21 protein-coding genes and 1 pseudogene are annotated in these 22,298 nt (G+C 62.5%); 7 read left to right on the top strand and 15 right to left on the bottom strand.

What is annotated here, in order from left to right; all coding sequences use genetic code 11:
* Window positions 1-368 precede the first annotated feature (368 nt).
* From ACGLHR_RS42055 to ACGLHR_RS42035, 5 genes are all read right to left on the bottom strand, one after another.
* Entirely contained in the window at window positions 369-686 is a 318-nt protein-coding gene (locus tag ACGLHR_RS42055) for a hypothetical protein (RefSeq protein ID WP_400101775.1), read from the bottom strand.
* A 69-nt stretch (window positions 687-755) separates the two neighbouring features.
* Entirely contained in the window at window positions 756-1,085 is a 330-nt protein-coding gene (hfq, locus tag ACGLHR_RS42050) for an RNA chaperone Hfq (RefSeq protein ID WP_400101773.1), read from the bottom strand.
* A complete protein-coding gene (locus tag ACGLHR_RS42045) occupies window positions 1,046-1,363 on the bottom strand; it encodes a hypothetical protein (RefSeq protein WP_400101771.1) in 318 nt (105 codons plus the stop codon). The genes hfq and ACGLHR_RS42045 overlap by 40 nt, the downstream gene beginning before the upstream one ends.
* A 185-nt stretch (window positions 1,364-1,548) precedes the next feature.
* The gene (locus ACGLHR_RS42040; protein ID WP_400101769.1) at window positions 1,549-2,253 is read right to left on the bottom strand and encodes a hypothetical protein; all 705 of its coding nucleotides are present in this window, start codon (window positions 2,251-2,253) and stop codon (window positions 1,549-1,551) included.
* A gap of 1,983 nt (window positions 2,254-4,236) precedes the next feature.
* Complete coding sequence (locus ACGLHR_RS42035) at window positions 4,237-4,434, bottom strand: CzcE family metal-binding protein (protein ID WP_400101767.1); 198 nt, start codon at window positions 4,432-4,434, stop codon at window positions 4,237-4,239.
* Window positions 4,435-4,631: 197 nt separating this feature from the next.
* Between ACGLHR_RS42035 and ACGLHR_RS42030 the strand changes: the two genes are divergently transcribed.
* Complete coding sequence (locus tag ACGLHR_RS42030) at window positions 4,632-5,075, top strand: GNAT family N-acetyltransferase (RefSeq protein WP_400101765.1); 444 nt, start codon at window positions 4,632-4,634, stop codon at window positions 5,073-5,075.
* A gap of 185 nt (window positions 5,076-5,260) precedes the next feature.
* Window positions 5,261-5,598, top strand: a pseudogene (locus ACGLHR_RS42025) (hypothetical protein).
* Window positions 5,599-6,223: 625 nt separating this feature from the next.
* On the opposite strand, the gene ACGLHR_RS42020 reads toward ACGLHR_RS42025, so the two are convergent.
* On the bottom strand, window positions 6,224-6,559 hold the full coding sequence (locus ACGLHR_RS42020; protein ID WP_400101783.1) for a hypothetical protein: 336 nt from the start codon (window positions 6,557-6,559) through the stop codon (window positions 6,224-6,226).
* A gap of 1,094 nt (window positions 6,560-7,653) precedes the next feature.
* Between ACGLHR_RS42020 and ACGLHR_RS42015 the strand changes: the two genes are divergently transcribed.
* Window positions 7,654-8,043 carry a PHA-granule associated protein 4 gene (locus tag ACGLHR_RS42015; protein ID WP_400101781.1) on the top strand — a complete coding sequence of 130 codons (390 nt, stop codon included), beginning with the start codon at window positions 7,654-7,656 and terminating at the stop codon, window positions 8,041-8,043.
* 272 nt (window positions 8,044-8,315) lie between these two features.
* Here the strand turns inward: ACGLHR_RS42015 and ACGLHR_RS42010 are convergent, their stop codons facing one another.
* The 3 genes from ACGLHR_RS42010 to ACGLHR_RS42000 form a co-directional block, all read right to left on the bottom strand.
* A complete protein-coding gene (locus ACGLHR_RS42010; protein WP_400101763.1) occupies window positions 8,316-8,705 on the bottom strand; it encodes a hypothetical protein in 390 nt (129 codons plus the stop codon).
* A 508-nt stretch (window positions 8,706-9,213) separates the two neighbouring features.
* Entirely contained in the window at window positions 9,214-9,861 is a 648-nt protein-coding gene (locus ACGLHR_RS42005) for a DUF429 domain-containing protein (protein ID WP_400101779.1), read from the bottom strand.
* A 683-nt stretch (window positions 9,862-10,544) separates the two neighbouring features.
* Window positions 10,545-11,312, bottom strand: coding sequence for an IclR family transcriptional regulator C-terminal domain-containing protein (locus ACGLHR_RS42000; protein ID WP_318236245.1), 768 nt, complete (start codon window positions 11,310-11,312; stop codon window positions 10,545-10,547).
* Between the two features lie 226 nt (window positions 11,313-11,538).
* On the opposite strand from ACGLHR_RS42000, the gene ACGLHR_RS41995 reads away from it, so the two are divergent.
* The 4 genes from ACGLHR_RS41995 to ACGLHR_RS41980 all read left to right on the top strand — a co-directional run bounded on the left by ACGLHR_RS41995 (window position 11,539) and on the right by ACGLHR_RS41980 (window position 16,418).
* The gene (locus ACGLHR_RS41995) at window positions 11,539-12,948 is read left to right on the top strand and encodes an MFS transporter (RefSeq protein WP_400101760.1); all 1,410 of its coding nucleotides are present in this window, start codon (window positions 11,539-11,541) and stop codon (window positions 12,946-12,948) included.
* A 47-nt stretch (window positions 12,949-12,995) separates the two neighbouring features.
* Window positions 12,996-14,879 carry a bifunctional sugar phosphate isomerase/epimerase/4-hydroxyphenylpyruvate dioxygenase family protein gene (locus ACGLHR_RS41990; RefSeq protein ID WP_400101758.1) on the top strand — a complete coding sequence of 628 codons (1,884 nt, stop codon included), beginning with the start codon at window positions 12,996-12,998 and terminating at the stop codon, window positions 14,877-14,879.
* A gap of 55 nt (window positions 14,880-14,934) precedes the next feature.
* On the top strand, window positions 14,935-15,759 hold the full coding sequence (locus ACGLHR_RS41985; RefSeq protein ID WP_400101757.1) for a 3-keto-5-aminohexanoate cleavage protein: 825 nt from the start codon (window positions 14,935-14,937) through the stop codon (window positions 15,757-15,759).
* Between the two features lie 146 nt (window positions 15,760-15,905).
* Window positions 15,906-16,418 (top strand): shikimate kinase, encoded by a 513-nt coding sequence (locus ACGLHR_RS41980; protein WP_400101777.1) that lies wholly within the window; start codon window positions 15,906-15,908, stop codon window positions 16,416-16,418.
* A gap of 36 nt (window positions 16,419-16,454) precedes the next feature.
* Here the strand turns inward: ACGLHR_RS41980 and ACGLHR_RS41975 are convergent, their stop codons facing one another.
* From ACGLHR_RS41975 to soxC, 6 genes are all read right to left on the bottom strand, one after another.
* Window positions 16,455-17,342, bottom strand: coding sequence for an ABC transporter permease (locus ACGLHR_RS41975; protein ID WP_400101755.1), 888 nt, complete (start codon window positions 17,340-17,342; stop codon window positions 16,455-16,457).
* A 19-nt stretch (window positions 17,343-17,361) separates the two neighbouring features.
* Window positions 17,362-18,204 carry an ABC transporter ATP-binding protein gene (locus tag ACGLHR_RS41970; protein WP_400101753.1) on the bottom strand — a complete coding sequence of 281 codons (843 nt, stop codon included), beginning with the start codon at window positions 18,202-18,204 and terminating at the stop codon, window positions 17,362-17,364.
* 1 nt (window position 18,205) lies between these two features.
* Entirely contained in the window at window positions 18,206-19,240 is a 1,035-nt protein-coding gene (locus tag ACGLHR_RS41965) for an ABC transporter substrate-binding protein (RefSeq protein ID WP_400101751.1), read from the bottom strand.
* A gap of 110 nt (window positions 19,241-19,350) precedes the next feature.
* Window positions 19,351-20,268 carry a TauD/TfdA dioxygenase family protein gene (locus ACGLHR_RS41960; RefSeq protein ID WP_400101749.1) on the bottom strand — a complete coding sequence of 306 codons (918 nt, stop codon included), beginning with the start codon at window positions 20,266-20,268 and terminating at the stop codon, window positions 19,351-19,353.
* 205 nt (window positions 20,269-20,473) lie between these two features.
* Window positions 20,474-21,073, bottom strand: coding sequence for a c-type cytochrome (locus ACGLHR_RS41955; protein ID WP_400101747.1), 600 nt, complete (start codon window positions 21,071-21,073; stop codon window positions 20,474-20,476).
* A complete protein-coding gene (gene soxC, locus ACGLHR_RS41950; protein ID WP_400101745.1) occupies window positions 21,060-22,280 on the bottom strand; it encodes a sulfite dehydrogenase in 1,221 nt (406 codons plus the stop codon). The genes ACGLHR_RS41955 and soxC overlap by 14 nt, the downstream gene beginning before the upstream one ends.
* Window positions 22,281-22,298 lie beyond the last annotated feature (18 nt).

Below are 22,298 nucleotides of genomic sequence, written 5' to 3'. Positions count from 1 at the left end.
CGTTCCGATAAAGAACCGGCCCATTGGCAGCAGCACGCTGGAAGCAACCTGTTGCTTCCAAAGCGGCAAGCGATATTACATGCCGTGCTATTTGCATGCGAACCCATAGGATTGCTGCTGCTTTGTCACGACCGTTGAAACCAGATGGACTGAAGCTGGCGTCTTGAAAGAGGGGCTCGGGGCCTACCCTTGCCTCGCGAGGCAAAAAAGTCTGTCTGGATTTCAAATTAGAGCAATTCATAGCATGGAGCCTGTCGGAGCGCTCCAGCACTCTACAGGAGGGCACGTCCAATTGGCGCGCCGAACTCCGTCCTGCAGTAAGACCCAGCGAGAGTTTATATTGATTGCACCATTCGCAGGTTGTGACCTCAGTAATCGCACCTCTCTCTAGCCAGCGACTCCCTCGTGAAGCCGTGACTCACGCGCAACTGATGCTCGACCGCAATCACCTGGTCCTGGCACGCAAACAACAAGTCGTCCTTGAACTTCTGCGAAGCGCCCTTGATTCGTTCAGCTTCATACGAAGTCTGCCGCGCACGACATCGAAGATACAACAACGTCGCCTTCGGAGCCAGTTGAAGTTCCGCCTTGTCAAGAAGCTTACATTCGACATAGGACTGGGCGAGGCTGCCCTGGCTCGTTAGCAATGCCGAGGAAAGCAAAAATGAAGAAAAAATACGCGACATGAACGTGTAACACTTGGGGTGCCGGTCGAACATACCCGCTTTCGCAGGCTGCAAAAGTGAAATAGGGAGCTACTCGTTTCCGTCATCAGCCCTCGTGACACGGCGCTCTCGCGTGACAACAACACCCTCCTTCGACTCACCGCCGAAGTTCGTGCGCCCTTCGGGGCGAGCGCCTGAACCCGATGGCCGCGTACCGGTCGGCACTTGGATGGTCGATATTACTCGCTTGTAGACAATCTGCATGCCGCCGGGCCCGCTGAGCATCACAACGAACTGGTCGAATGACGCGATTGAACCGGTCAGCTTGATGCCGTTCACGAGGTACACCTCGACACGCTTCCGCTCTTTGCGTGCCGTATTCAAGAAATCGTTTTGCGGATTAGTGGGGATAGACCGCATTGGAAAATAAAAAATAATAATAATGTAGGCAGATGGAGCGTCGCGGGATACGAGCTCTTGGGGCGCTGCTTCGCAGAGGAGCGAGCGGACTTGTCACTCTCAACAAGCTCAAGCTTCTTTGCTTTCGTTGCAGCAAGTGTTGCGTCGTACACTGACACGTAGGGCGCCTGATAGACCTTATGCACGCTTTCTTCTTTGGATTCCTTGACGGATTCTGTCGACGCGCATCCGCTGATAATCGCTGCGAAGGTGATTGGGATGAACCAGGTGAGTCGCATAACGTCCCCTTCTAAGAGAACTATCGCCATGAACCATGGGCCGGTGCTCGCTGCCACGCGTCCATTGACTCCGTGGCTACCGTTCGAATCCGACTTCAGCAAAACGTGTGCGTTGGCGCTCGGGTGGGGCTGCCTGGAAGCAATGCACGTGTTTCGACGAGACCAGTAAATCGCGACTCATCACGCTATTGAAATACAAGCGAGAACGGTATTTGCCCATTGACAGCAAATCCTGTTGCCTTGAGGGACACAAAAGTAATGTTACCGATTTTGTCAACCCGGAAAGTTGTCTGCCCTTCTGCTGTCTTGTTGTTGCTGTTATCGAAATTGCTGTCGATGAAGGTGACAAGCAGGCTGCTCGCACTATCAGCAGCAACAGCATATGAAAGCGTGACTGTACCAGTCTTCGTCGCTCGCGTACTGTCGGAGAAAATTGTGCCGGTTGCAAGTGTAGCCGCATCCCCAGCCCTGACAATTTCGGGATAACCGTAACTTCCGAAGACAATATAAGGATTGCCTTCGTCATCAACGACCTCAGCAAAGGTGCTGGAATTTCTGTAGATAATTCTTGATTGCGACAAGGGAGCGGAATTGCCATTCACCATTACAGTACCTGTCACGGTTTCCGTTGTCTTTAGGACGGCGACCCCGTTCAAGGTAGCGGCAACGGCCGGCGCATCGGTAAGGGTCCCTGAGCCTGTTACTATCGTATTTCCGGATGAGCCAGAGATTGAAAATTTAACGGTAATACCGTTATTCACTAGATTTGCCACAGCCGTGAGAAGAGGTACGGACAGAGTTTGGGTGGTGGCACTGCTGCCACCACCATCTCCACCACCGCCACAACTGCCAAGGAAGAAGGCAAACGCCAGTGTCAACAAGGTTTTCATCGCAGACTCCTGCCAGAAGTGACCCATATTTGAAACTTGTTCTCGGGCGTGGCTCTGCTGAAATGAAATCCTCTACACCAACGGCAAGCTTCACGTTCCCTGCCCTGCCTGATTGGGGCCGGCCGGAGGCATCGTCGGCCCTTGAGGGGGGGCGCCATGGACTTGAGCAAAAGACACGCCAAGCTCACCAGTGCATTGATTCTTCTACAGTTTCGTCGAATGACAATTTGAAGCGAGCATAGGAAATAAACAGACCGTTCCACTTTTGAAACACCAATCGAAGCGGTGCTCGGAGTGTCAGCGGGGGACTCGTGGCCAAGGTTCTTTTGGGGGACTGGAAGCCTATATGCCACGCGTGAAAAAAGAACCCGCGTCGCTTGGATGGCAACGCGGGTGGTAGCAGGACTACATCGCCAGTCTATGGAGAATTAAGAGTTTTTAATCTGAGAATTAAACAGCGTTTTCCGGCCTATCTCTTGGTCATTGTGGCCAGCCCCGAAAACGGAGTGGTCAGCGACCGACATTTGGACGTCACGCAGCATCAACGTTAACCCGCAATCACTGCAATATCGGGCCCATGCTGCACTTGATTGACACCAAACTGACACGGGGATTGTGTTCAATGCGTGGGCGATTTCTGCAGCGTCATCTCCGAGTTTCGTCGGTGCCGACGAGAGCTCCCTCCGGTGTGCTGCCACTCCTTGCCGCAACAGAACACCTGCTCGCGAGACAGTGCCAAGCGAAACCAGGCATAGCAATTTTGAAGGTCAATATGCATCAAATTCTCGTTTCTCCCATGACCACGAACGACGCACCGCTACCGGGTGCTCGCGATGGGAGAAGGCCTCGCTGGACTGTTTCAGCCGGCATCCAGACACTCCGTCACGAAGCGGCAAAGCTGCGGGCAACGTTTCAGGCACGGATGGCGCAAGCCGATACAAGTGCCTTGCACGATGACGCCGCCGACTTGCTCCAGCAGGCCGCTATTCTCGACAGGTGCGCCGACGTGCTGGCGCTCACCAGCGCGACTTGAGTCCGTGACCGCCATCATAGGACCCGGAGCCTGGCAGGCCCCTTGGTTCTGTGCATCCAGCTTCTTTCGCCGGATAGCGAAATGTGCGGTCACCACGAACTGGCACTTCGCGGATTTTATTAGGCGAAATTCTCATTTCCCCGATTAGCATATGCATTAACCAGTGGTGCTCCGTCGTCAACTGAGACGAAATCCGCCCCTGCTATTGCACCCTGGGCATTTCGTCGTCGATTGCAGCAAAGTAATCGGACCCGCCAGCATAGCCAACTCTGCAGCTGTTGTTGCCGTTTTATGAATTCCCGTCGGCTTGGTGTTGACCGCCGCAGTAGGGTTCGCAGTCGCGCGGCCTATGGGGTGCCGCAGATGCTTGCAAAGTAGCCACAGCCAACAGCGCAGCAGCGCAAAATCGAACAATCTTGCTCATCATAGTTAGCCTTAGAAAGGGCGGCGGACCTTCAATGGATTCGATTTTGTGGCCCGCCGAGTCCCAAGCTCCGTATTCCACTGCTTATGCAACGGTTGGTTCCGCATCTTGGGGCGCATAGTTGCTGCCGCCGGTGAACGGGTCGCGGGGGCTGGCGGTCGAGCGTGCACCATCCGTGAGCGGGTCAAACTTCCCAGCGCGCGCGGAGAGGAAACGTGCGTCGGCTTGACTTTCGCGGCTCCGGCCACCATCCGTGTACGTGTCGCGAGCCCCCGTGGAATGGCCGCCGTCAGTGAACGGGTCACGTGGCGAGGTAACACCTGCACTTGCCACACCAGCGACAGAACCAAGCGCAGCGAAGGTGGCGGCGGCGAGTACTAATCTCTTTGACGTTCTCACTTTGATTCTCCTGTTTGCTTAACAAACGGCTTATCCAGCCTTGTAAGCAAGTCTAGAGAACCAGGCCAACTGGAACCTGACGCTAGGATTACGAATCTGTCATCGAGTGCGGCCGGCGCTGCTCGCCCTAACAAGCCATAACTCGGCAAGCGGCACCCCAACGCTTGCAGCCTACCGTCTTGCTACCAGTGCCGAATGCAGCGGTTTCGCCACAAGCCACGTTCAGGTACTTCATCCATGGAGTCAGCGTAATCGTTCGGCCAGCAGTCTCGACGGAAGCTGGACGACAGCGTCGACTTCCGCATCGGGAACCCAGTGCACCCACGCCCCGCCAAGTAAACCCTAGCAACCAATCGTGTTGGCTTCAATGTGGGCGGCTATGCTGCGTGAGCAGGCCACCGTGGCGCTGCCGACGACGAGCTTCGCGTTATGGCGCGAAGTGTCCGCGATGTTTTCCCGCGGCAGGCATATTCCCGCCGTCCTGTCATAGCCCTGACTCGAATACACGTTGGAGACACTTACATGTTGACCGACCTTCATCTACGTTCTGCCTCTTACTCAGATTCTAAGGAAATAGCCGCATTACTTGAGCGCTGCAGGCTACCTGCCGCAGATGTTGTTCAAATTATCGAAAACTTCCACGTTGCGCCGTGTGATGGCCGTATCGTTGGCAGCGCAGCGACGGAGCATCATGGCAAGTCCATCCTCATCCGCTCGGTAGCGGTTGAACCTGCATACCGCGAAAGAGGCATCGCTAGCAGATTGGTTGAAGCGCTCTTGATGCGGGCACGAGGTACGGAGGCACGAGACGCGTATCTCCTGCCTACTGTAGCCCCGGGCTATTTCGCGCGCTGGGGATTCTCCCTTATCCCTGCAGACAAAGCCCCTGCAGATATCAAGGGTTCGTCGGCGTTTCAACGTGCTATTCAAACTTCCGCACTCTGCATGCGATGCGAGTTGCGCTAGCGCGGAGATAACCAGATTGACGGCCCGGTTACCTCATCCTGCACAGTGGCGGCGTATGCAGCTGCGGCCACATCAACTTCCGGCACTGCCGTCTTGTTACAGGTCGTAACCCCTGTATAAACTCACAAATGCAGTCCCGCCCATTGGCAGCCTAGCGTGCCAATAGAAACGTCGGGAGCGTCATCATGCGGAAAGCCCTGGCAATTTGCGTACTGGCTGCGGGCGCTGCTCTTGCCTCCGGCATCGCTGAGGCACGTGTGGATGTGGGTATCGGGATTGGCCTTCCCGGGCCTGCGTTCGTGGTGCCACCGCCTCCCCCGTTTACTACGAGCCTCCCCCGGTTTACGACGAGCCGGCCCCGGTTTATGTCGAACCGCAGCCGATTATTGTTGCGCCCGGCTATTATGGCGATTGGCGAGCTCGCGCCTGGCAACAACGGCAATGGCGAGAAAGGCGCCGGCGCGAGCGTGAGTGGCGCATCCGTCATCGGGAGTGGCGGCGCTGGCATGATGAAGATGATTAAACCGGGCGCTAGCCCGCGCTCCAACGACGCGAGTTAGCAAGCAATCATCATCCAAAGGACAGGCTTGCGTCCATGGAAATACAACCAGGAAAAGCCGGGAGAAAGCGGGAATGAAGCACCGTGCAGTCGGCAGGGCCCTTGTCGGGACGCTGTTCTGCGTCGCCTCGTCGGCCTTTGCTGCAGCGAATGTCGACATTGGCGCTGGCGTTCCTGGCGTTGCTCCTGCGCGACCCATCCCGGTCTATGTAGCGCCCCGGCCTGTCTATGTTGTTGTTCCAAGCTCACGATACTCGCCCTATAGGGGCGAAAGCGAACAACGGGAGGAATACTGGCTTGAACGGAGATGGCGCGAACAAGAGGAGCATAGCGACCAAGGCCATCGCAGCCGTGAGGAACACAGCCAACACGGGCACGAAGGCTGACACTGCTCACTAGACCGAAAAAAGCCCGCGAGGTGTTAGCCATCCGGCGAATCTTATGACCACGAGAAGACGACCGGAGGAGCACTGAACCGGTCGTCGTCAGCGTACCCGCGATTTAAATCGCAAGCATGACCGCCATCGAGCACGGTGTTAGAGAATAGAGAAAAGCCGGCGTGTTGCCGGCTTTTCACCTGGATGGGAGATTATTTTCCGGCGTCAGCTTCGCACTTTTTCATAAACGACGCCTTCGCGGCACCGGCGAGTGGCTTACCGTTCTTCCCAACGGCCTTGGCATCGCAGGCCGCTGACGCGTTGCCTTTGTTGCCGCTTTCGCACTTTTTGATAGAGGAGGCCTTAGCGGCTCCAGCTAGCGGTTTGCCATTTTTGTCAACCGCCTGCGCTTCGCAGCTCGAAGAAGTAGCCGGAGTGGTAGCAGCGGGCGCTGCCGGTTTGGCGGCGGCCGCAGGCGCAGCAGTTTGCGCGCAAGCCAGACCTACCGAAAAAAATGCTGCAACAGCAACCGCACAGAATCTTTTCATCACGGTACCCCTCCTCGGAAGATGAGGCACATTGCCTCGGCCTTATCAACGCTTGGGCGGCAACATCGTTGACGCTGCTCCCCCTCATATGCAGGCAACGCCCGTCGAGAGACCGCATCGCCCGCGCATCTCACAACTCGCCAGCGTTTTCGTTACATTTCTTTACAGTTGACGCACCAAGGCTCCCAACGCGAAGCGGCACAATAACTGCCGATTTGCGATAGAGAACATATGAAACAACTTCCTTTCTTTGGGGTGCTGTCTGGCACACTGCTCGCGATTGCGTCGACTGCCCAAGCACACGTGAATGTAGACATTGGCATTGGGGTCCCCGGTGTCGTCTATGCCGAACCTGCTCCAGTCTATGTGGCTCCGCCTGTATATGTTGCGCCGCAGCCGGTGTATGTCCCGCGACCGGTTGTAGTGGCTCCGGCGCCCGTGTATGCCCCTTACTGGCGGGGACGCGATGATGACGACGACCAAGGCGAGCGGAGGTGGCGCGGGCGTGGCCACGGGGAGCACGGTCAGCATGGTGAACACGGCCGACACGGCCACGACGACTAGTAGTGGGCAATAGCGGACACTCACGGCACCGTATTGCTTTCGCGCATCGGAGGAAATTATGACAGCAGCAGAGCGAGTCAAACATATTTTGACGAAGTTCGATAGTCTGGCGTCCCAAGCTGGGAACATAGAGACGAAGCTCCTGATTGAAGCGCTAAAACTGCATTCCGAATTGGTGAACCTGAGGCTAGCTGAGATTGAGCAACAGTTACCCGAAGCAAACAGGGCCCAAGGAGAATGAAAAAATAACTCGCATAGCGCGAACCGTCCGGGCATCTCGAACGCTCAGCAGCAACAATCCTGAGGCTGCGCTGGCAACAAGCAGTCCTTGCCGCCTGGTAGTCACGGGAACCCGCGCGTAGGTATCACTGCACGGTCCTCGTGTTAGGCCAGAACGCGCCTGTCCACTTGCTCATAGGCCGAAAGTACGCCCCTGAGCCACCCCGGTCCCGAAATGGCGGAGCCAGGCCAGCAAGAAGAGCGAAATCGGGCGAGTCGACGCTGGGACGAAGGTGCCCCAAAGGACACATATTAAAATTTTCCTTCTAGGGGACGGGGAAAAATGGAGAGCGCTAACCGCCCTGGATTTGGACTACGAGTTAGGTTGGCAGGACGCTATCGAGCTCGGCCGGCTCGGCCAAAAGGCAGGGATACGCGTCGAGTATCGCAGCCACGAGAACATTGCCGTCAACTCGCCAGCGGCATTGGTCGCCGGTCTGTCGCGGCCAAAAGCATCGTTCCGGCAGCGGAATCTGTACTGTCAGTTTGAACTCAGCAGCTTGCCAGCAAGTGAGCTGGAGAGCCTGGAGGCAAAGGCGGCGAAGTTGGGGGACTACATCTCGGCAGGAAGTTTGCTGCGGGACGTCGATGCTGTCTGGAGCGAATCGCATCGAACTGGCGCTCCGATTACCACGAGCTAGAGACCACCAGTTGATTGGCCGCCGACGGCGACGATTGGAAATAATCTCGTCAACCGTGACCTCGCACTCGGCAGTTACCGTCAAGCTGGCTAAGCTGCAACGATGGGAACCCAGATGTACCCCCCCATGTACATCTCTTTTGTGGCACGTGTATCCGCGCGGTGAAGACGCTCGACAGACATCGACGACGTCGATGAATACTGGGCAAGGGCGCCGAGGCCCGCCAAGTTAGGTTGGGAGGCCGGCCACCAACCATCCGGGCTGCTGGGGTCTCAAGCGAGCTTTTCCTTCAGGAACGCCACGAGATACGGAGTAGCGGCGGCAGCCACGGTCGATGCGGTGGACGGGTCAATGCCCATTTTCGCCGCCAGCGACTCAGCGACCCGGCCGGCCAGGATACCCTCCCCGCCCTCCGCCAGGGACTTGAAAAACCCGTCGCCCCGGACAAGTCCTGCGGCGAAAGCCGCAAAAAAGCTCCTACCCGGATGCTCGCCCATCAGACCGGCATTCTGTTCCTCAGCGTGGGCATGCGCTGTCTCCGCCGCCTGGCTCAGCATCTGCTGGGCGTCATCGGCACTGATGCCCTGAGCTGCCAGCGCCTGGGCAGCCTGGCTCCCATGCTCGGAAGCGAGAAATTCAGAAACGAGTTGCTGTACATCCATGGAACACCTTCCTGCAGAAGTTACGGTTTAGAGACCCGAACGAGGGCTGAGGCGACTGACCTGCGGACGCCACCTGACCATGTTATCAGCCCTATGTGAAGCCTGACCGAACAGCGCCCAACAGCCTCGGAAGGGGACAGTTCCAGGCCGGTTGTCGAAGGACACGGCCGCCAGTATGGCCGGACGCGGGCTTCGCGCCTGCCCTGCTGTGGCGACGCTTGTCTTAGTGCAGACACCCTTCCGATGTCTTAAATCCATGGGTTCTCCGGGAGCGCTGGACCAAGAGCTGGGCCGCGTGGTGCTGCCACAGGAAAGTCGAGCCTCGTTGAGGCTAGGCGAATGCTGTCAAGTCGGAGGGGCGCTCATCAGGCGGTTTCTTTTCCTGCTTTCGCTTCGTATCGGCACTGTTAGACTTTGCGGCGGCGAGCATCTCCAACAACCGTTTCCGTGAAGCTGTCGGTGCGATGACATTGGCGGTGTTTTTTGCGCAACGTCATCCGCCATCAGCTTAGAGGGATGTAGCGGCAGGAACCCAGATATACCCGCCCTGGGCATCGCCGTACGGGTAGGCTTTCCCTTCCACCAGGAATCTTGCCGTCAAAGCGCATAGGGCAGCATCAACCGCATCAATTGACTTCAACAAGCTGGTGTCCATCCCCTCGCGTTCCAGGAGCTCCCTACGCTGGGTGCGTTTCCGCTTCGCGGATGCAACGTCCCTGCCGAGCAAGGCACAAGTTGTGGCGTACGGGAAAGTCTCGAAGCTTATGCGCCCGCTGGAATGGGCCTTGTCCACAAGAAGCGGGTAGCTTGATGCGAGAGCTTGGTACACGCGCTCCCCATTGAACATCCAGCCATAGAACCCATTCGCATTGGAGAGGGCACGCTCCCGTGTCGGAGTCGAGAACGAGCTAATTCCTTCTCGCGCGAGCTCTCTTTCAGCCAGCCGAGCACGGTCCGCAGTCCTCCACTGGCAAGGCGAATCAATACCGACTGCCACGACGTCATACTCAGCACAAACCTTGGCCAATTCCCCTGGGGATTTGCTGTTGATGCTGCACAAAATCGAAGTCCCTTGCAGGGCGACGAGATGGTATCCCTTCTTGTCCCCACCCACATCAATGCCAGCAACGGCGCTCATCACGTGCGTTTTAGCCATTCGGGTGAGATTAGTCACTTTGCATTGATTTCTCGGGATGCCAAGGCATCCCTAACCCGACGTGCTACCTCTGCCGATGCAACTGGGTCAGCGAAGTCGGCGAGGTTGACGGTGAGCCTGAATGTGGCCACCGAAGGAAACGTCGGATAGACCAGCCACTCCCCGTCACGCTCCGGATATGATATTTGGTTCCAGACGTTACGGTACTGCTTGAAGGTCACCTAAGGCTGACAGGAACTCGCTTCGCGAAAACCCCCTTTGCTTTACGAGCTCTTCGTACGATGCGCACATATCGGTATGCCTGCCTAACGGAGCAATCTTCATAAAGAGAGCATCGACAAACGAACCGGCCTGCGGCGCGTGCCCTGAACTTCGCCTAAGAAGCAAGTCAAACGCGGCCTTCAGCGCCTCGGAATGGCGCAGCCGGCGTCTACAACTTATTGGAAACAGCAACCTTCCTGAATAAGCTCAATTCCTCTCCTCGGACAGCCCACTTTGGTGGGGATAGACCCAGGCGTAGGGCAAACCAGGTCACGCCGGGCCTTAGGTAGGCCAGCGAACAGCCCCCTCTACCGAAGGCGTTCCCCTGACACGCTTGCCGGGCGCGGTGGCACCGGTCGGGCCACGTGGCCCGACCGGCCTGGCGACGGATCCGGGCGATGCCACCGCCGGGCCAGCGAGCGTCAGAGCACCCGCATGATCGAGATCGCGGTGTCCTGCAGCACGCGCAGCACCCGCTCCAGCGCCTGCTCGGCGCTCTCGGTGCCGATCTGCATATTCACGCTGAGCGCGGCGATCACCTTGCCGTGGCGGTCCCGCAGCGGCACGGCCACCCCCCGCACGCCGATCTGCAACTGTTGCTCGACCAGCGCATAGCCCTGGGCGCCGGCCTTCCTGACCTCCGTCAGCAGGCGGTCATGCTGCATGATGGTGTAAGGCGTGTAGGGCGTGAGCACGCAGTCCTCCAGCCAGGCCTTGACCTTATCCTCCGGCTCTGAGGCCAGCATCATCACACCGGCCGACGCCAGCGGCGCCGGCACGCGCGCGCCCAGCACGAAGCCCGTATTCATGACCCGGCTGGTGCCGGTCCGGCAGATGAACACCAGCTCCCAGTCATCCAGCACGCTCAGGTAAGCCGGCTCGCCAACCGCGGCGGTGATCTGCTGCAGGAAAGGCTGCACCGTGCGCGGCAAACGGGCAGAGTCGAAATAGGACCAGCCCACTTTCAGCACGCGCGGGCTGAGGCTAAACCGCGTGCCGTCGCTGGTGGTGTAGCCAAGGTGCTCCAGCGTCAACAGGTAACGCCGCGCCGCGGTGCGCGTCAGGCCCGTCAGCTGGGCCGCCTGCGTGGGCGTCAGGCGCGGATGGTCGTTATCGAACGCCTCCAGGATAGCCAGGCCCTTCTCCAGCCCGGCAATCCAGTCGCGCCGGCTTAATGGTTCTTTATCCATAGCGGAAACCCTAATCCCGAGCGACAGTCGCTCGCAATGGAGCGATTATCGCACGCCTACGCGCGGATTGCGCTTGTTGCTGTGCGCAAACGGTCCTAACCTTGCTCTACACGAAACGCGCGCTCGTCCGGCCCATCGCCAAACCCACCCGCACGCAGCGCCGCACGCCATCCGACGGGCCCACCAGAACCGCCCGGCTTTATCAGTTCCATGGAGACAGACAGCCATGCCGGCAGCCCCCGCCATCGACGTGAGCACCCTGATCAACCAGCGCCCCATCGGCCGCCTGCAATGGCGCGTGGTGCTGTTCGGCTTCCTCATCGTAGCCCTGGACGGCTTCGACACCGCCATCATGGGCTTCATCGCGCCCGAACTCTCCCGCGTCTGGGGCATCGCCCCCAGCAGCCTGGGCCCGGTGCTCTGCGCCGCCCTGGCCGGCCTCGCCCTGGGCGCGCTGCTGGCTGGCCCGCTGGCCGACCGGGTGGGACGCAAGACGGTGCTGGTCGTCTCGGTCTTCCTGTTCGGGCTGTGGACGCTGGTGGCAGCCTGGTCGCCGGACCTGACCACGCTCCTGGTGCTGCGCTTCCTGACGGGCCTGGGCCTGGGCGCCTCGATGCCCAATGTCGGCACGCTGGTATCTGAATACGCGCCGGAAAAGCGCCGCTCCATCCTGGTCACGGTGGTGTTCTGCGGTTTCACCTTCGGTGCGGCCATGGGCGGCTTCTGCTCGGCCTGGCTGATCCCGGCCTACGGCTGGCACAGCGTGCTGCTGGTCGGCGGCATCCTGCCAGTGCTGCTGGCGCCGGTGCTGCTGTTCAAGCTGCCCGAATCGCTGCGCTTTCTCGCCGCCAAAGGCGGCGACCAGATGCGCGTGCGCGCCATCGTGGCGCAACTGGTGCCCGGGATGGCGGGCAGCGCAGGCACTTTTACCCTGCCGCAGGCAACCGGCCCGGCGAACCAGGCGGGCAAGCCCGCCAGCGCCATCGGCATCGTGCTGTCGCGCCGCTACGTCTTTGGCAGCGCGATGCTGTGGGTCACCTATTTCATGGGCCTGTTCCTGGTCTACCTGCTGGGCGGCTGGCTGCCCACGCTGGTCAAGGGCGTCGGCTTCAATGTGCGCGACGCGGCGCTGATCACGGCCTTGTTCCAGATCGGCGGCGCGGTCGGCTCGTTGTGCATTGGCTGGGCCATGGACAGGCTCAACCCCCACCGCGTGCTGGCGCTTGCCTTCCTGCTGGGCGGCGCCGCGACCTTCCTGTTCGGCATCGCGGCCAAGGAATTCATCGAACTCTCGCTGTGCGCGTTTGCCGGCGGCTTCCTGCTCAATGGCGCTAACACAGGCATGAACGCGCTGGCCACCGGCTACTACCCCACCGCCGCGCGCGCCACCGGCTCCAGCTGGATGCACGGTATCGGCCGCTGGGGCGCCATCTCCAGCGCCTTTGCCGGCGCGCAGATGCTGGGTGCCGGCTGGAGCTTTGCGCAGGTATTCAGCGCACTGGCCATCCCCGCGCTGATCGCCGCAGCCGCGGTCTTTGCCAAGGGCGGCTGGACCCGCGGCGCCGGCGGTACGCAGCCGGCGCCGCCGGGGCACCGCGCGCCCGGCGGCGCGGCAGTGCAAGGCGCGCGCGCCTGACTCCCCTCACCCAACCGATCACCCGAAGCATGCACGCAGGATTTGACATGAAACCCGCAGCCTGGCGCCACCCGAAATCGATCGCCACCGTCTCGCTCTCCGGCACCTTGCCGGAAAAACTGGAAGCAGCCGCGGCGGCTGGATTCGACGGCGTCGAAATCTTCGAGAACGACCTGCTGAATTTCGACGGCTCCCCCGCCGACGTACGCCGCATCGCGGCCGATCTTGGACTGGCTATTCCGCTGTATCAGCCCTTCCGCGATTTCGAGGCCATGCCCGATGCGTTCCGCACCCGCAATATGGCGCGCGCGCAGCGCAAGTTCGACGTGATGGAGGAGCTGGGCGCGCCCATGGTGCTGGTCTGCAGCAATGTGCAGGCCAACGCCATCGACGATCCCGCTCGCGCCGCCGCCGACCTGCGCGCCATGGCCGAGGCCGCTGAGAAGCGCGGCCTCCTGGTAGGCTTCGAGGCGCTGGCCTGGGCGCGCCACACCAGGCTGTGGCGCCAGGCGTGGGAGATCGTGCGGCAGGCGGACCACCCCGCGCTCGGCCTGATCCTGGACAGCTTCCACACCCTCTCGCTGGGCGATACGCTGGAAGGCATCGATGCGGTGCCGGCGGAGAAACTGTTCTTCGTGCAGCTGGCCGATGCGCCCCGGATGAGCATGGACGTGCTGTCCTGGAGCCGGCATTACCGCAACTTCCCCGGCCAGGGCGATCTTGCCGTCACCGAATTCGCGCGCGCGGCCATTGGCGCGGGCTACCGCGGGCCGCTCTCGCTGGAGATCTTCAACGACGAGTTCCGCGCGGCGCCCGCGCGGCTGACCGCGCAGGACGGACTGCGCTCGCTGATCTGGCTCGAGTCCGAGGCCGGTGGTCCCGCCCTGCCAGCGGCGCCGGATTTCGGCGGCGTCGACTTCCTGGAGTTCGCGGTGGACTACGTGACGGGGCGCGAACTGGGTGAGCGCCTGCGTTCGCTGGGCTTCGTCCCCGCCGGGCGCCACCGTTCCAAGGCAGTGGACCTGTACCGCCAGGGCGGCGTCAATATCATCCTCAATGCGGAGCAGGACAGCGCCGCCGCCGAGCATTTCCAGCTGCACGGACCATCCGTCTGCGCGCTGGGGCTGAAGGTGGACGACGCCCAGCGCGCCATCGCCCGCGCCCGTGCCCTGCTATGCAAGGAATGGCGCGAACGCATCGGACCGGACGAGCGCAGCATCCCCGCGGTGCGCGCGCCGGACGGCATGCTGTTCTACCTGATCGACGAACAGGACTCCGCCCGCAGCATCTACGAGAGCGATTTCCTGCTGGACGACTGCAGCGCCCACAGCGCCGGCGCCGGCCTCACGGCCATCGACCATATCGCCCAGGCCCTGCCCCCACACCGGCTCGACAGCTTCGTGCTGTTCTACAAGACGGTGTTCGGCCTGCAGGCGGAGGCGCTCCATGAAATCGCCGATCCCTATGGCCTGGTGAAGAGCCGCGCCATGGTCAGTCCCGGGCAAAACATACGGATTCCGCTCAACGTCTCGGAAAGCAGCCGCACCGCCACCGGCAGGTTCGTCACCGCCTATGCCGGCTCGGGCATCCACCACATCGCCTTCCGTACGTCCGACCTGAGCGCAACGCTGGCGCAGATCGTTCCGGCCGAAGCCGCCATGCTCCATGTGCCCGACAACTACTACGACGATGTCGGCGCGCGCCTCGGGCTGGACGATGCGCTGCTGGCACGCCTGCGCCGCCAGCAGCTGCTGTACGACAAGGATGCCGGCGGTGAATTCCTGCATGCCTACACCGAGCCGTTTCACGACCGCTTCTTCTTCGAACTGGTGCAGCGCGACGGCTATCTCGGCTTTGGCGCGGCCAACGCCTCGCTGCGCATGGCGGCGCAAGCCCTCGCCAGCCGCAACCGTGCGGTGCGGCCGGCCTGAGGCTGGCCCCGCGCGCCGTTCATTCATTGGCATATTGAAATTGGAACAGTTTCCCATGCAAGATCCCTGCATCATCTCGGTGGCCATCACCGGCTCGATACCCCGCAAGACAGACAATCCCGCCATCCCGATCTCGGTCGCCGAGCAGATCGAGAGCACGCACGAGAGCTTCGAGGCAGGCGCCACGCTGGTGCATCTGCACGTGCGCGACGAAGCCGGGAACTCCAGCTCGGACCCCGCGCGCTTCGCCGCCCTGCAGGATGGCATCCGCAAGCACTGCCCCGGCATGATCGTGCAGTTCTCCACCGGCGGGCGCGGACGCGCCATGGAGCAGCGCGGCGCCATGCTTGACCTGCGCCCGGACATGGCCTCGCTGGCCACGGGTTCGGTCAATTTCCCCACCACCGTCTACGAAAACCCGCCCGACTTCGTGCGCGCCCTGGCCAAGGCCATGCGCGATTACCACATCAAGCCCGAGATCGAAATCTTCGACCTGGCGATGCTCTACAACACGGCGGACCTGGTCAAGGAGGGCTTGCTGCTGGCGCCGGTGCACGTGCAGTTTGTGTTCGGCATCAAGAATGCGCTGCCGGCACGCAAGGAAATCCTTGAGTTCCAGGTGGAGCAACTGAACAAGGTCCTGCCCGGCGCGACCTGGACCGCGGCGGGCATCGGCCGGCACCAGTTGGAGGTCAATCACTGGACGCTGCAGCTTGGCGGCCACTGCCGCACGGGCCTGGAAGACAATGTGCGCTGGGACAAGGACACGCTGGCCGCCAGCAACGCGCAGCTGGTTGGCCGGGTGGCAGCGCTGTGCGCGGAGTACGGCCGCGCCGTGGCCACGCCGGAACAGGCGCGCCGCTTGCTCGGCCTGCCATGAGCCTTTTGGCATCCGCAGCCGGCAATCCGGCCGCGCACCCGTTTTGATGGCCGCGCATCTCGTGCTACCGTAGAGAAGACCGGATCCGGAGCCGAAAACGGCTCAACTCAAACTTGGATTTCGACAATCTCTTCTTCGTGGGCTTTATGGGCGCCGGCAAGACCACCATCGGCAGGACGGTGGCGCGCCGGCTCGGGCTGCCTTTTTTCGATTCCGACCATGAAATCGAGGCGCGTTGCGGCGTGCGGATTCCCACCATCTTCGAGCTGGAGGGCGAGGAAGGCTTCCGCGAGCGTGAAACCCGGGTGCTGGACGAACTCAGCCGGCGCAACGGCATCGTGATGGCCACCGGCGGCGGCGCGGTGCTGCGCCCGGAAAACCGCGAGATGCTGCGCTCGCGCGGCTGCGTGATCTACCTTTGCGCCTCGCCCGCCGAGCTATGGCACCGCACCCGGCGCAACCGTAACCGCCCGCTGCTGCAGGTCGCCAACCCACGCGCCACGCTCGAGGCGCTATTCCAGGTGCGCGACCCGCTGTACCGCGAGACCGCGCACCTGATCATGCCCCCGCACGGCGACAGTGTGGCGAATGCCGCCAGCCGCGTGCTGGAAAAGCTTGGCATCGAGCCATCGGCTTTGCGCGCCCCGGGTGATACCTGAGCCGTTGTGCGCCAAACGCTACTTCAGGCCACAGGCTTAGTGCTGCATGCCCCAGCGGCGCACGGTCACGCGTTCCAGCGTCTTGAACACAAGGTTCTCCACCAGCAGGCCAATCAGGATCACCAGGGCCAGGCCGGCGAAGACGCGGTCGGTGTACAGCTCGTTGCGGTTCTGGAAGATGTACCAGCCCAGGCCACCCTTGCCGGACGACGCGCCAAACACCAGCTCGGCCGCGATCAGCGTGCGCCAGGCGAAGGCCCAGCCGATCTTCAGGCCGGACAGGATGGCGGGCAGCGCGGCCGGCACCAGGATCAGCAGCACATAGCGCAGCCCGCTCAGGCCGTAGTTGCGCCCGGCCATGCGCAAGGTGGCCGGCACCCCGCGAAAGCCCGCGTAGGTATTGAGCGCCAGCGGCCACAGCACCGAGTGGATCAGCACGAACACCAGGCTCTTGCTGCCAAGTCCAAACCACAGCAGCGCCAGCGGCAACAGCGCGATGGCAGGCAGCGGGTTGAACATGGCGGTGAGCGTGTCCAGCACGTCGCGCCCCAGCTCGGTGGAGACCGCCAGCGTGGTCAGCACGAACGCCAGCACGATGCCGCCGGCATAGCCTTGCAGCAGCACCGACATCGAGTTGCCGGCCTTGGCCGGCAACTCGCCGCTGCCGATGCCCTCGACGAAGGCCCGCGCGGTGGCGAGGAAGCTCGGGAACAGCAGGTCGTTGTCCTGCACGCGGGCAATGCATTCCCACAGGCAGGCCAGCGCCACCAGGATCAGCGTCTTGCGCAGCCAGCCTTGCTGCCACAAGCGCTGCGGCCAGGGCAAGGCGCGGGCCACCGGCCGCGCGGTGAAGGGTTCCGGTACGCGCTCGTACTCTGCGCGGACCACCGTGGTGGCGGAAAGAGAGGTCGTGCTTGTGCTCATGGTCGATCCTGGCTGGCGCTCAGTGCGCCTGCGCGGTGCGCGGCGGCGCCGCGTGCGGCGCCTCGTCGAACAGCAGATGGTGGATGCGTTGCGCGGTGGCCTGGAATTCCGCCCCGCCCTGGCTGGCCAGGTCGAACTGGTGGCTGTTGAGCTCGGCGCGCACGCGCCCGGGGTGCGGCGACAGCAGCAGGATGCGGCTGCCCACCACCAGTGCTTCCTCGATCGAGTGGGTGACAAACAGCAGCGTGAAGGCCGCGTCGTTCCACAGGGTCAGCAACTCCTCTTGCATGCGCCGGCGCGTGAGCGCATCCAGCGCGGCAAAGGGCTCGTCCATCAGCAGCACCTTGGGCCGCATCGCCAGCGCGCGGGCAATTGCCACGCGTTGCTTCATGCCACCCGACAAGGTATGCGGATAGGCATCGGCAAAGTTGGCCAGCCCCACCTTGTCGAGGAAGTGCAACGCGCATTCGGACGCCTCGCGGCGCGACATGCCACGCGAATGCATCAGCGGGAACATCACGTTCTGGCGCACTGTCTTCCAGGGCGGCAACTGGTCGAACTCCTGGAACACCACGATGCGGTCGGGGCCGGGCGCGCTGACGGGCGCGCCCTCCAGCCGGATCTCGCCCTCGCACGGCGCAACGAACCCCGCCACAGCCTTGAGCAAGGTCGACTTGCCGCAGCCCGACGGGCCGAGCAGCACGAAGCGATCGGCCGCATGGACATCGAAGCTGACCTGGTGAGTGGCGCGCACCACGCGCTCTGGGGTGCGGTATTCCAGCGAGACGCCGTCGACCTGCAACAGCGGCGCGGGGGCGGCGCGCGCGGGAACCACGCGTAGCGGTGCAACTTGCACAGCCATGTCAGCTACCTTGTGCGGTGGCCGGATCCTGGAAGAAATAATCCTGCCAGGACTTCGGCTGGTTGCGGATGGCGCCCACCCGGTGCATGAACTCGGCCAGCGCAAAGGTGTTTTGCGGCGCGACCTTGAACTGCACCTGCGGGTTCTTGAGGATCTTGACCAGCAGCGCGCGGTCGATCTTGGCCTTGTTGACGCGGATATACAGGTCCGCGGCAGCCTCCGGGTTGGCGGTGGCGAACCTGGCCGCCTCGGCCAGCGCGTCGACAAAGGCGCGGTAGGTCTTGGGGTTGTCGTTGCGGAATTTCTCGGTCGCGTACAGCACCGTGGCCGAACTGGGGCCGCCCAGCACGTCATACGAATTCAGCACGATGCGCGCATTGGGATTGCCAGCCAGCTCCTGCTCCTGGAACGGCGGGTTGCCGAAGTGGCCGCTGATCTCCGTGCCACCGGCAATGATGGCGGCGGCCGCGTCGGGATGCGGCACTGCCACCGTCCACTTGTCCAGGCGATTGAATTCCTTGTCGCCCCATTGCTTGGCGGCGGCCAGTTGCAGCACGCGCGACTGCACCGATACCGATACCGCCGGCAGCGCGATGCGGTCCTTGTCGGTAAAGTCGGCAATGGTCTTGACCTTGGGATTGTTGCTGACCAGGTAGTACGGGAAGTTGCCCAGCGATGCCACGCCCTTCACGTTCTGCTTGCCGTGCGTGCGGTCCCACACCGTCAGCAAGGGGCCCACGCCCGCGCCGGCGATATCGATGGCGCCGGACAGCAACGCATCGTTGACGGCCGCACCGCCGGAGAGCTGGGTCCACTCCACCTTGACGTCGACGCCCTGCTGCTTGCCTTGCTTCTCGATCAGTTGCTGGTCGCGCGCCACGTTGAGCAGCAGGTAGACCACGCCGAACTGCTCGGCAATGCGGATCTTCCCCTCCGCGTGGGCCGCGCCCGTGGCCGCCATGCCGGCGGCGAGCGTCAGCGCGACGACGCCGCGCGGCCAGCGGGCGGAGAAAAGACGGGAACGAAGCAGGAACATGCGGGACTCCGGTGGATATGGTGAATACGGTGGATGCGGTAAATACGGTGGAAGCATGTGAAAGAAAACCGGCGAAGCGGGATTGCCGCTCGCCGTGCCATGCGTGCCGCTCAGACGGGCAGATCGCCCTCGATGGTCGTGCGGTACATCACGCGACGCATTGCCTCGGGGCAGCCTGCTGCCAGATGCAACAACGCGCGGTTGTCCCAGAACACCAGGTCGTGCTCCTGCCAGGCGTGGCGGTAGATATGCTCGGGCTTGACGCTATGCGCGAACAGCTGCGCCAGCAGGTCGCGGCTTTCATCTTCCGGCAGCCCTGCGATGCGCGTCGTGAAATGCTCGCTCACAAACAGCGCGCGACGGCCGGTCTCGGGGTGCGTGCGTACCACCGGCTGCAGCACCGGCGCCACCTGCGCGATCTGCTCTGGCGTCAGGTTGGGACGCCACGGGCTGCGCTGCTGCAGCTCGGCGTACTTGGCCAGGTAAGTGTGCTCTGCCTTGAGCCCTTCCACCTGCGCCTTGAGAGGCGCGGGCAGCGTTTCCCAGGCCAGGTGCATGTTGGCGAACAGGGTGTCGCCGCCTTCGGCCGGCAACGCCTGCGCGTGCAGCAGCGAGCCCAGGCTGGGCTTTTCCTTGTACGAGAGATCGGAATGCCAGAAATGCCCGGCATCGCCCAGTCCGATCGGCTTGCCGTCCTTGAGCACATTGGAGACGATCAGGATTTCTGGATGATTGGCAAGCTGGAACTGATGCAGCACATGGATCTGCAGCGGGCCAAAGCGGCGGCTGAATGCGATCTGCTGCGCGGGCGTGATGCGCTGGTCGCGGAAAACCACCACGTGGTAATCGAGATGCGCGCGATGGATGCGGGCGAAGTCCTCGGCGGACAGCGGCTCGGCGAGATCCAGCCCAACGATCTCGGCACCCAGCGGCGCGTCGAAGGGGCGGATCTCGAACCTGGCGCTGCCGGCGAAGACAGCGGGCGCGGTGGCATGGAGGGTTGAGGCCGGGTGGGTTCCAATCGTCATGTCAGGCTCTTGAGCGGGGGACCGAAAGTGCGTGGATGAATGCGCGCGGCGAGGCGCTTGTCTGCTCAAGGCGATAGCCAGGCCTGCACCGCTTGTTCTTGAGCTTTGCACTGTAGTGATCCCGGGCTGGAGCGGTCAACGAATGTAATCGCTGCCGCTTATTCGCTTATCGCATATGGGAGCCTCTGATGATGCCCGCATAATCTCAGCGTGCCGGCGCACCGCAGCCTCGGCGGCATGGCACGTTCGCCGTATCGGGCCGCGCATCCGCGACAAAGCCGTCGCGATTCGGCATGTGCACCCGCGGCAACGTCCGCGCGTCCAGCACCGCATCCGCCGGCACGATGCCGTTCAGGTGCAGCAAGTAGGCGGTGACGGCGTACACCTCATCCGCCTTGAGGCTCTGTGGCGCGTTATACGGCATGGCCCGGTTGATGAAGTCGAACACGGTCGTCGCATACGGCCAGAAGCTGCCGATGGTTTTCAACGGCGGCTTGCCATTGACGCCCGCGCTTTTCAGGCTGCCGTGCCCGCCCACCAGTGCATCGGCCGGCTTCCCTTCTCCTTTCATCCCATGGCACGCGGCGCACTGGTTCTCGTAGACCTGCTTGCCAAGCGCCACGCTGCCGCTACCCGGCGGCAGCCCCGCGCCATCGGGCATGACATCGATATTCCAGGCGGCGAGATCGCGCTTGCTGGCCAGCAAGCCAACGCCATAGGTTTGTGCCTGCGCCTGCGCGCAGAGCGCGGCCATCGCCAGCACAGCGGTGGCGATGCGGATACGGTGAGGATCAAGCGCGTGCATTGGCAATGCTCCCGTCGGCGCTGACGCGCCAGGCCTGTATGGCGTTGTAGTGATAGGTGGAGTCAAAGCCGCGCGCGGCCGCCAGCTGGTCCGGCAAGGGCTGCACATTGCCGGCCTCGTCGATGGCACGGCTTTGCAGCACGGCAGGGCCGCCCTCCCAGCGCCATGGCAGGCGAAAGCGCGTGAGCGCGCGGTCCAGCACCGGATCCTGCAACTGCGCCTCGCGCCAGTTGCGGCCGCCATCCACCGACACGTCCACGCGCCGGATGCGACCGTAGCCGGACCAGGCGAGGCCGGAGATTTCGTAGAAGCCCTTGTCGCGCAACCGGTGATCCGGCGCGGGGAAGGTGATGACGGACTTCACGTCCATCATGAAAGTGAACTGGCGCGCGCTGCCGTCGGGTAGCGAATCAGTGTACTTGGACGTCTCCTCGCGCGTCATGAATGGCTCGCGCCCAACCTTCAGGCGGCGCAGCCACTTGATGCTCATGTTCCCCTCGAAACCCGGCAGGAACAGCCGCAACGGATAGCCATGCTCGGGCCGCAGCATCTCGCCGTTCTGCGCGTAGACCAGCAGCGCGTCTTCCATCGCCTTGGCCATCGGCACGCTGCGCGTCATGGCAGCGGCGTCGGCGCCTTCGGCCAACACCCAGGCCGCTTCCGGGCGCACGCCCACCTCTTCCAGCACGAGCGAGAGCGGCACGCCCGTCCACTCGCAGCACGACAGCAAGCCGTGGCTGATCTGCACGGACGTGGCGCTGGGCGCGCGCCATTCGCGCCCGGTATTGCCGGAGCATTCCAGGAAGTGGATGCGCGAGACCGATGGCAGGCGCACCAGGTCGTCCATGGTAAAGATGCGCGGACGTTCCACCAGGCCATGCACCGCGAGGCGGTGCCGCGCCGGGTCGATCTGCGGGATGCCCGCGTGATGGCGCTCGAACACCAGGCCCGTGGGCGTGATGATGCCGCGCAGGTCCTGCAGCGGCGTCATGGATGAGTTCGCGCCCGGCATCGGCGCGGGGCCACGGTTGCGCCGGATCACGTTTTTCTCGAATTCGGCAGGCTGGCCATAGGCGCGCCACAGCACCGGCTCGCCGGGCGTGCGGGTCCACGGCGGCACCGTCAGCACTTCGGCCCGCGCGGCGGCCGGCGTACCGGCGTTGGGCAGTGCGATGCCGAGGCGGGCAAGGGTGTCATAGACGGACATAGGGTCTCCAGTCAGTGG

Origin of the sequence: Cupriavidus sp. CuC1 (genome assembly GCF_044627735.1) — a bacterium.
GTDB classification, from domain to species: Bacteria; Pseudomonadota; Gammaproteobacteria; order Burkholderiales; family Burkholderiaceae; genus Cupriavidus; species Cupriavidus ulmosensis.
Note: the sequence above shows the minus strand (reverse complement) of the source record. Positions and strands in the feature narration are given on the sequence as shown.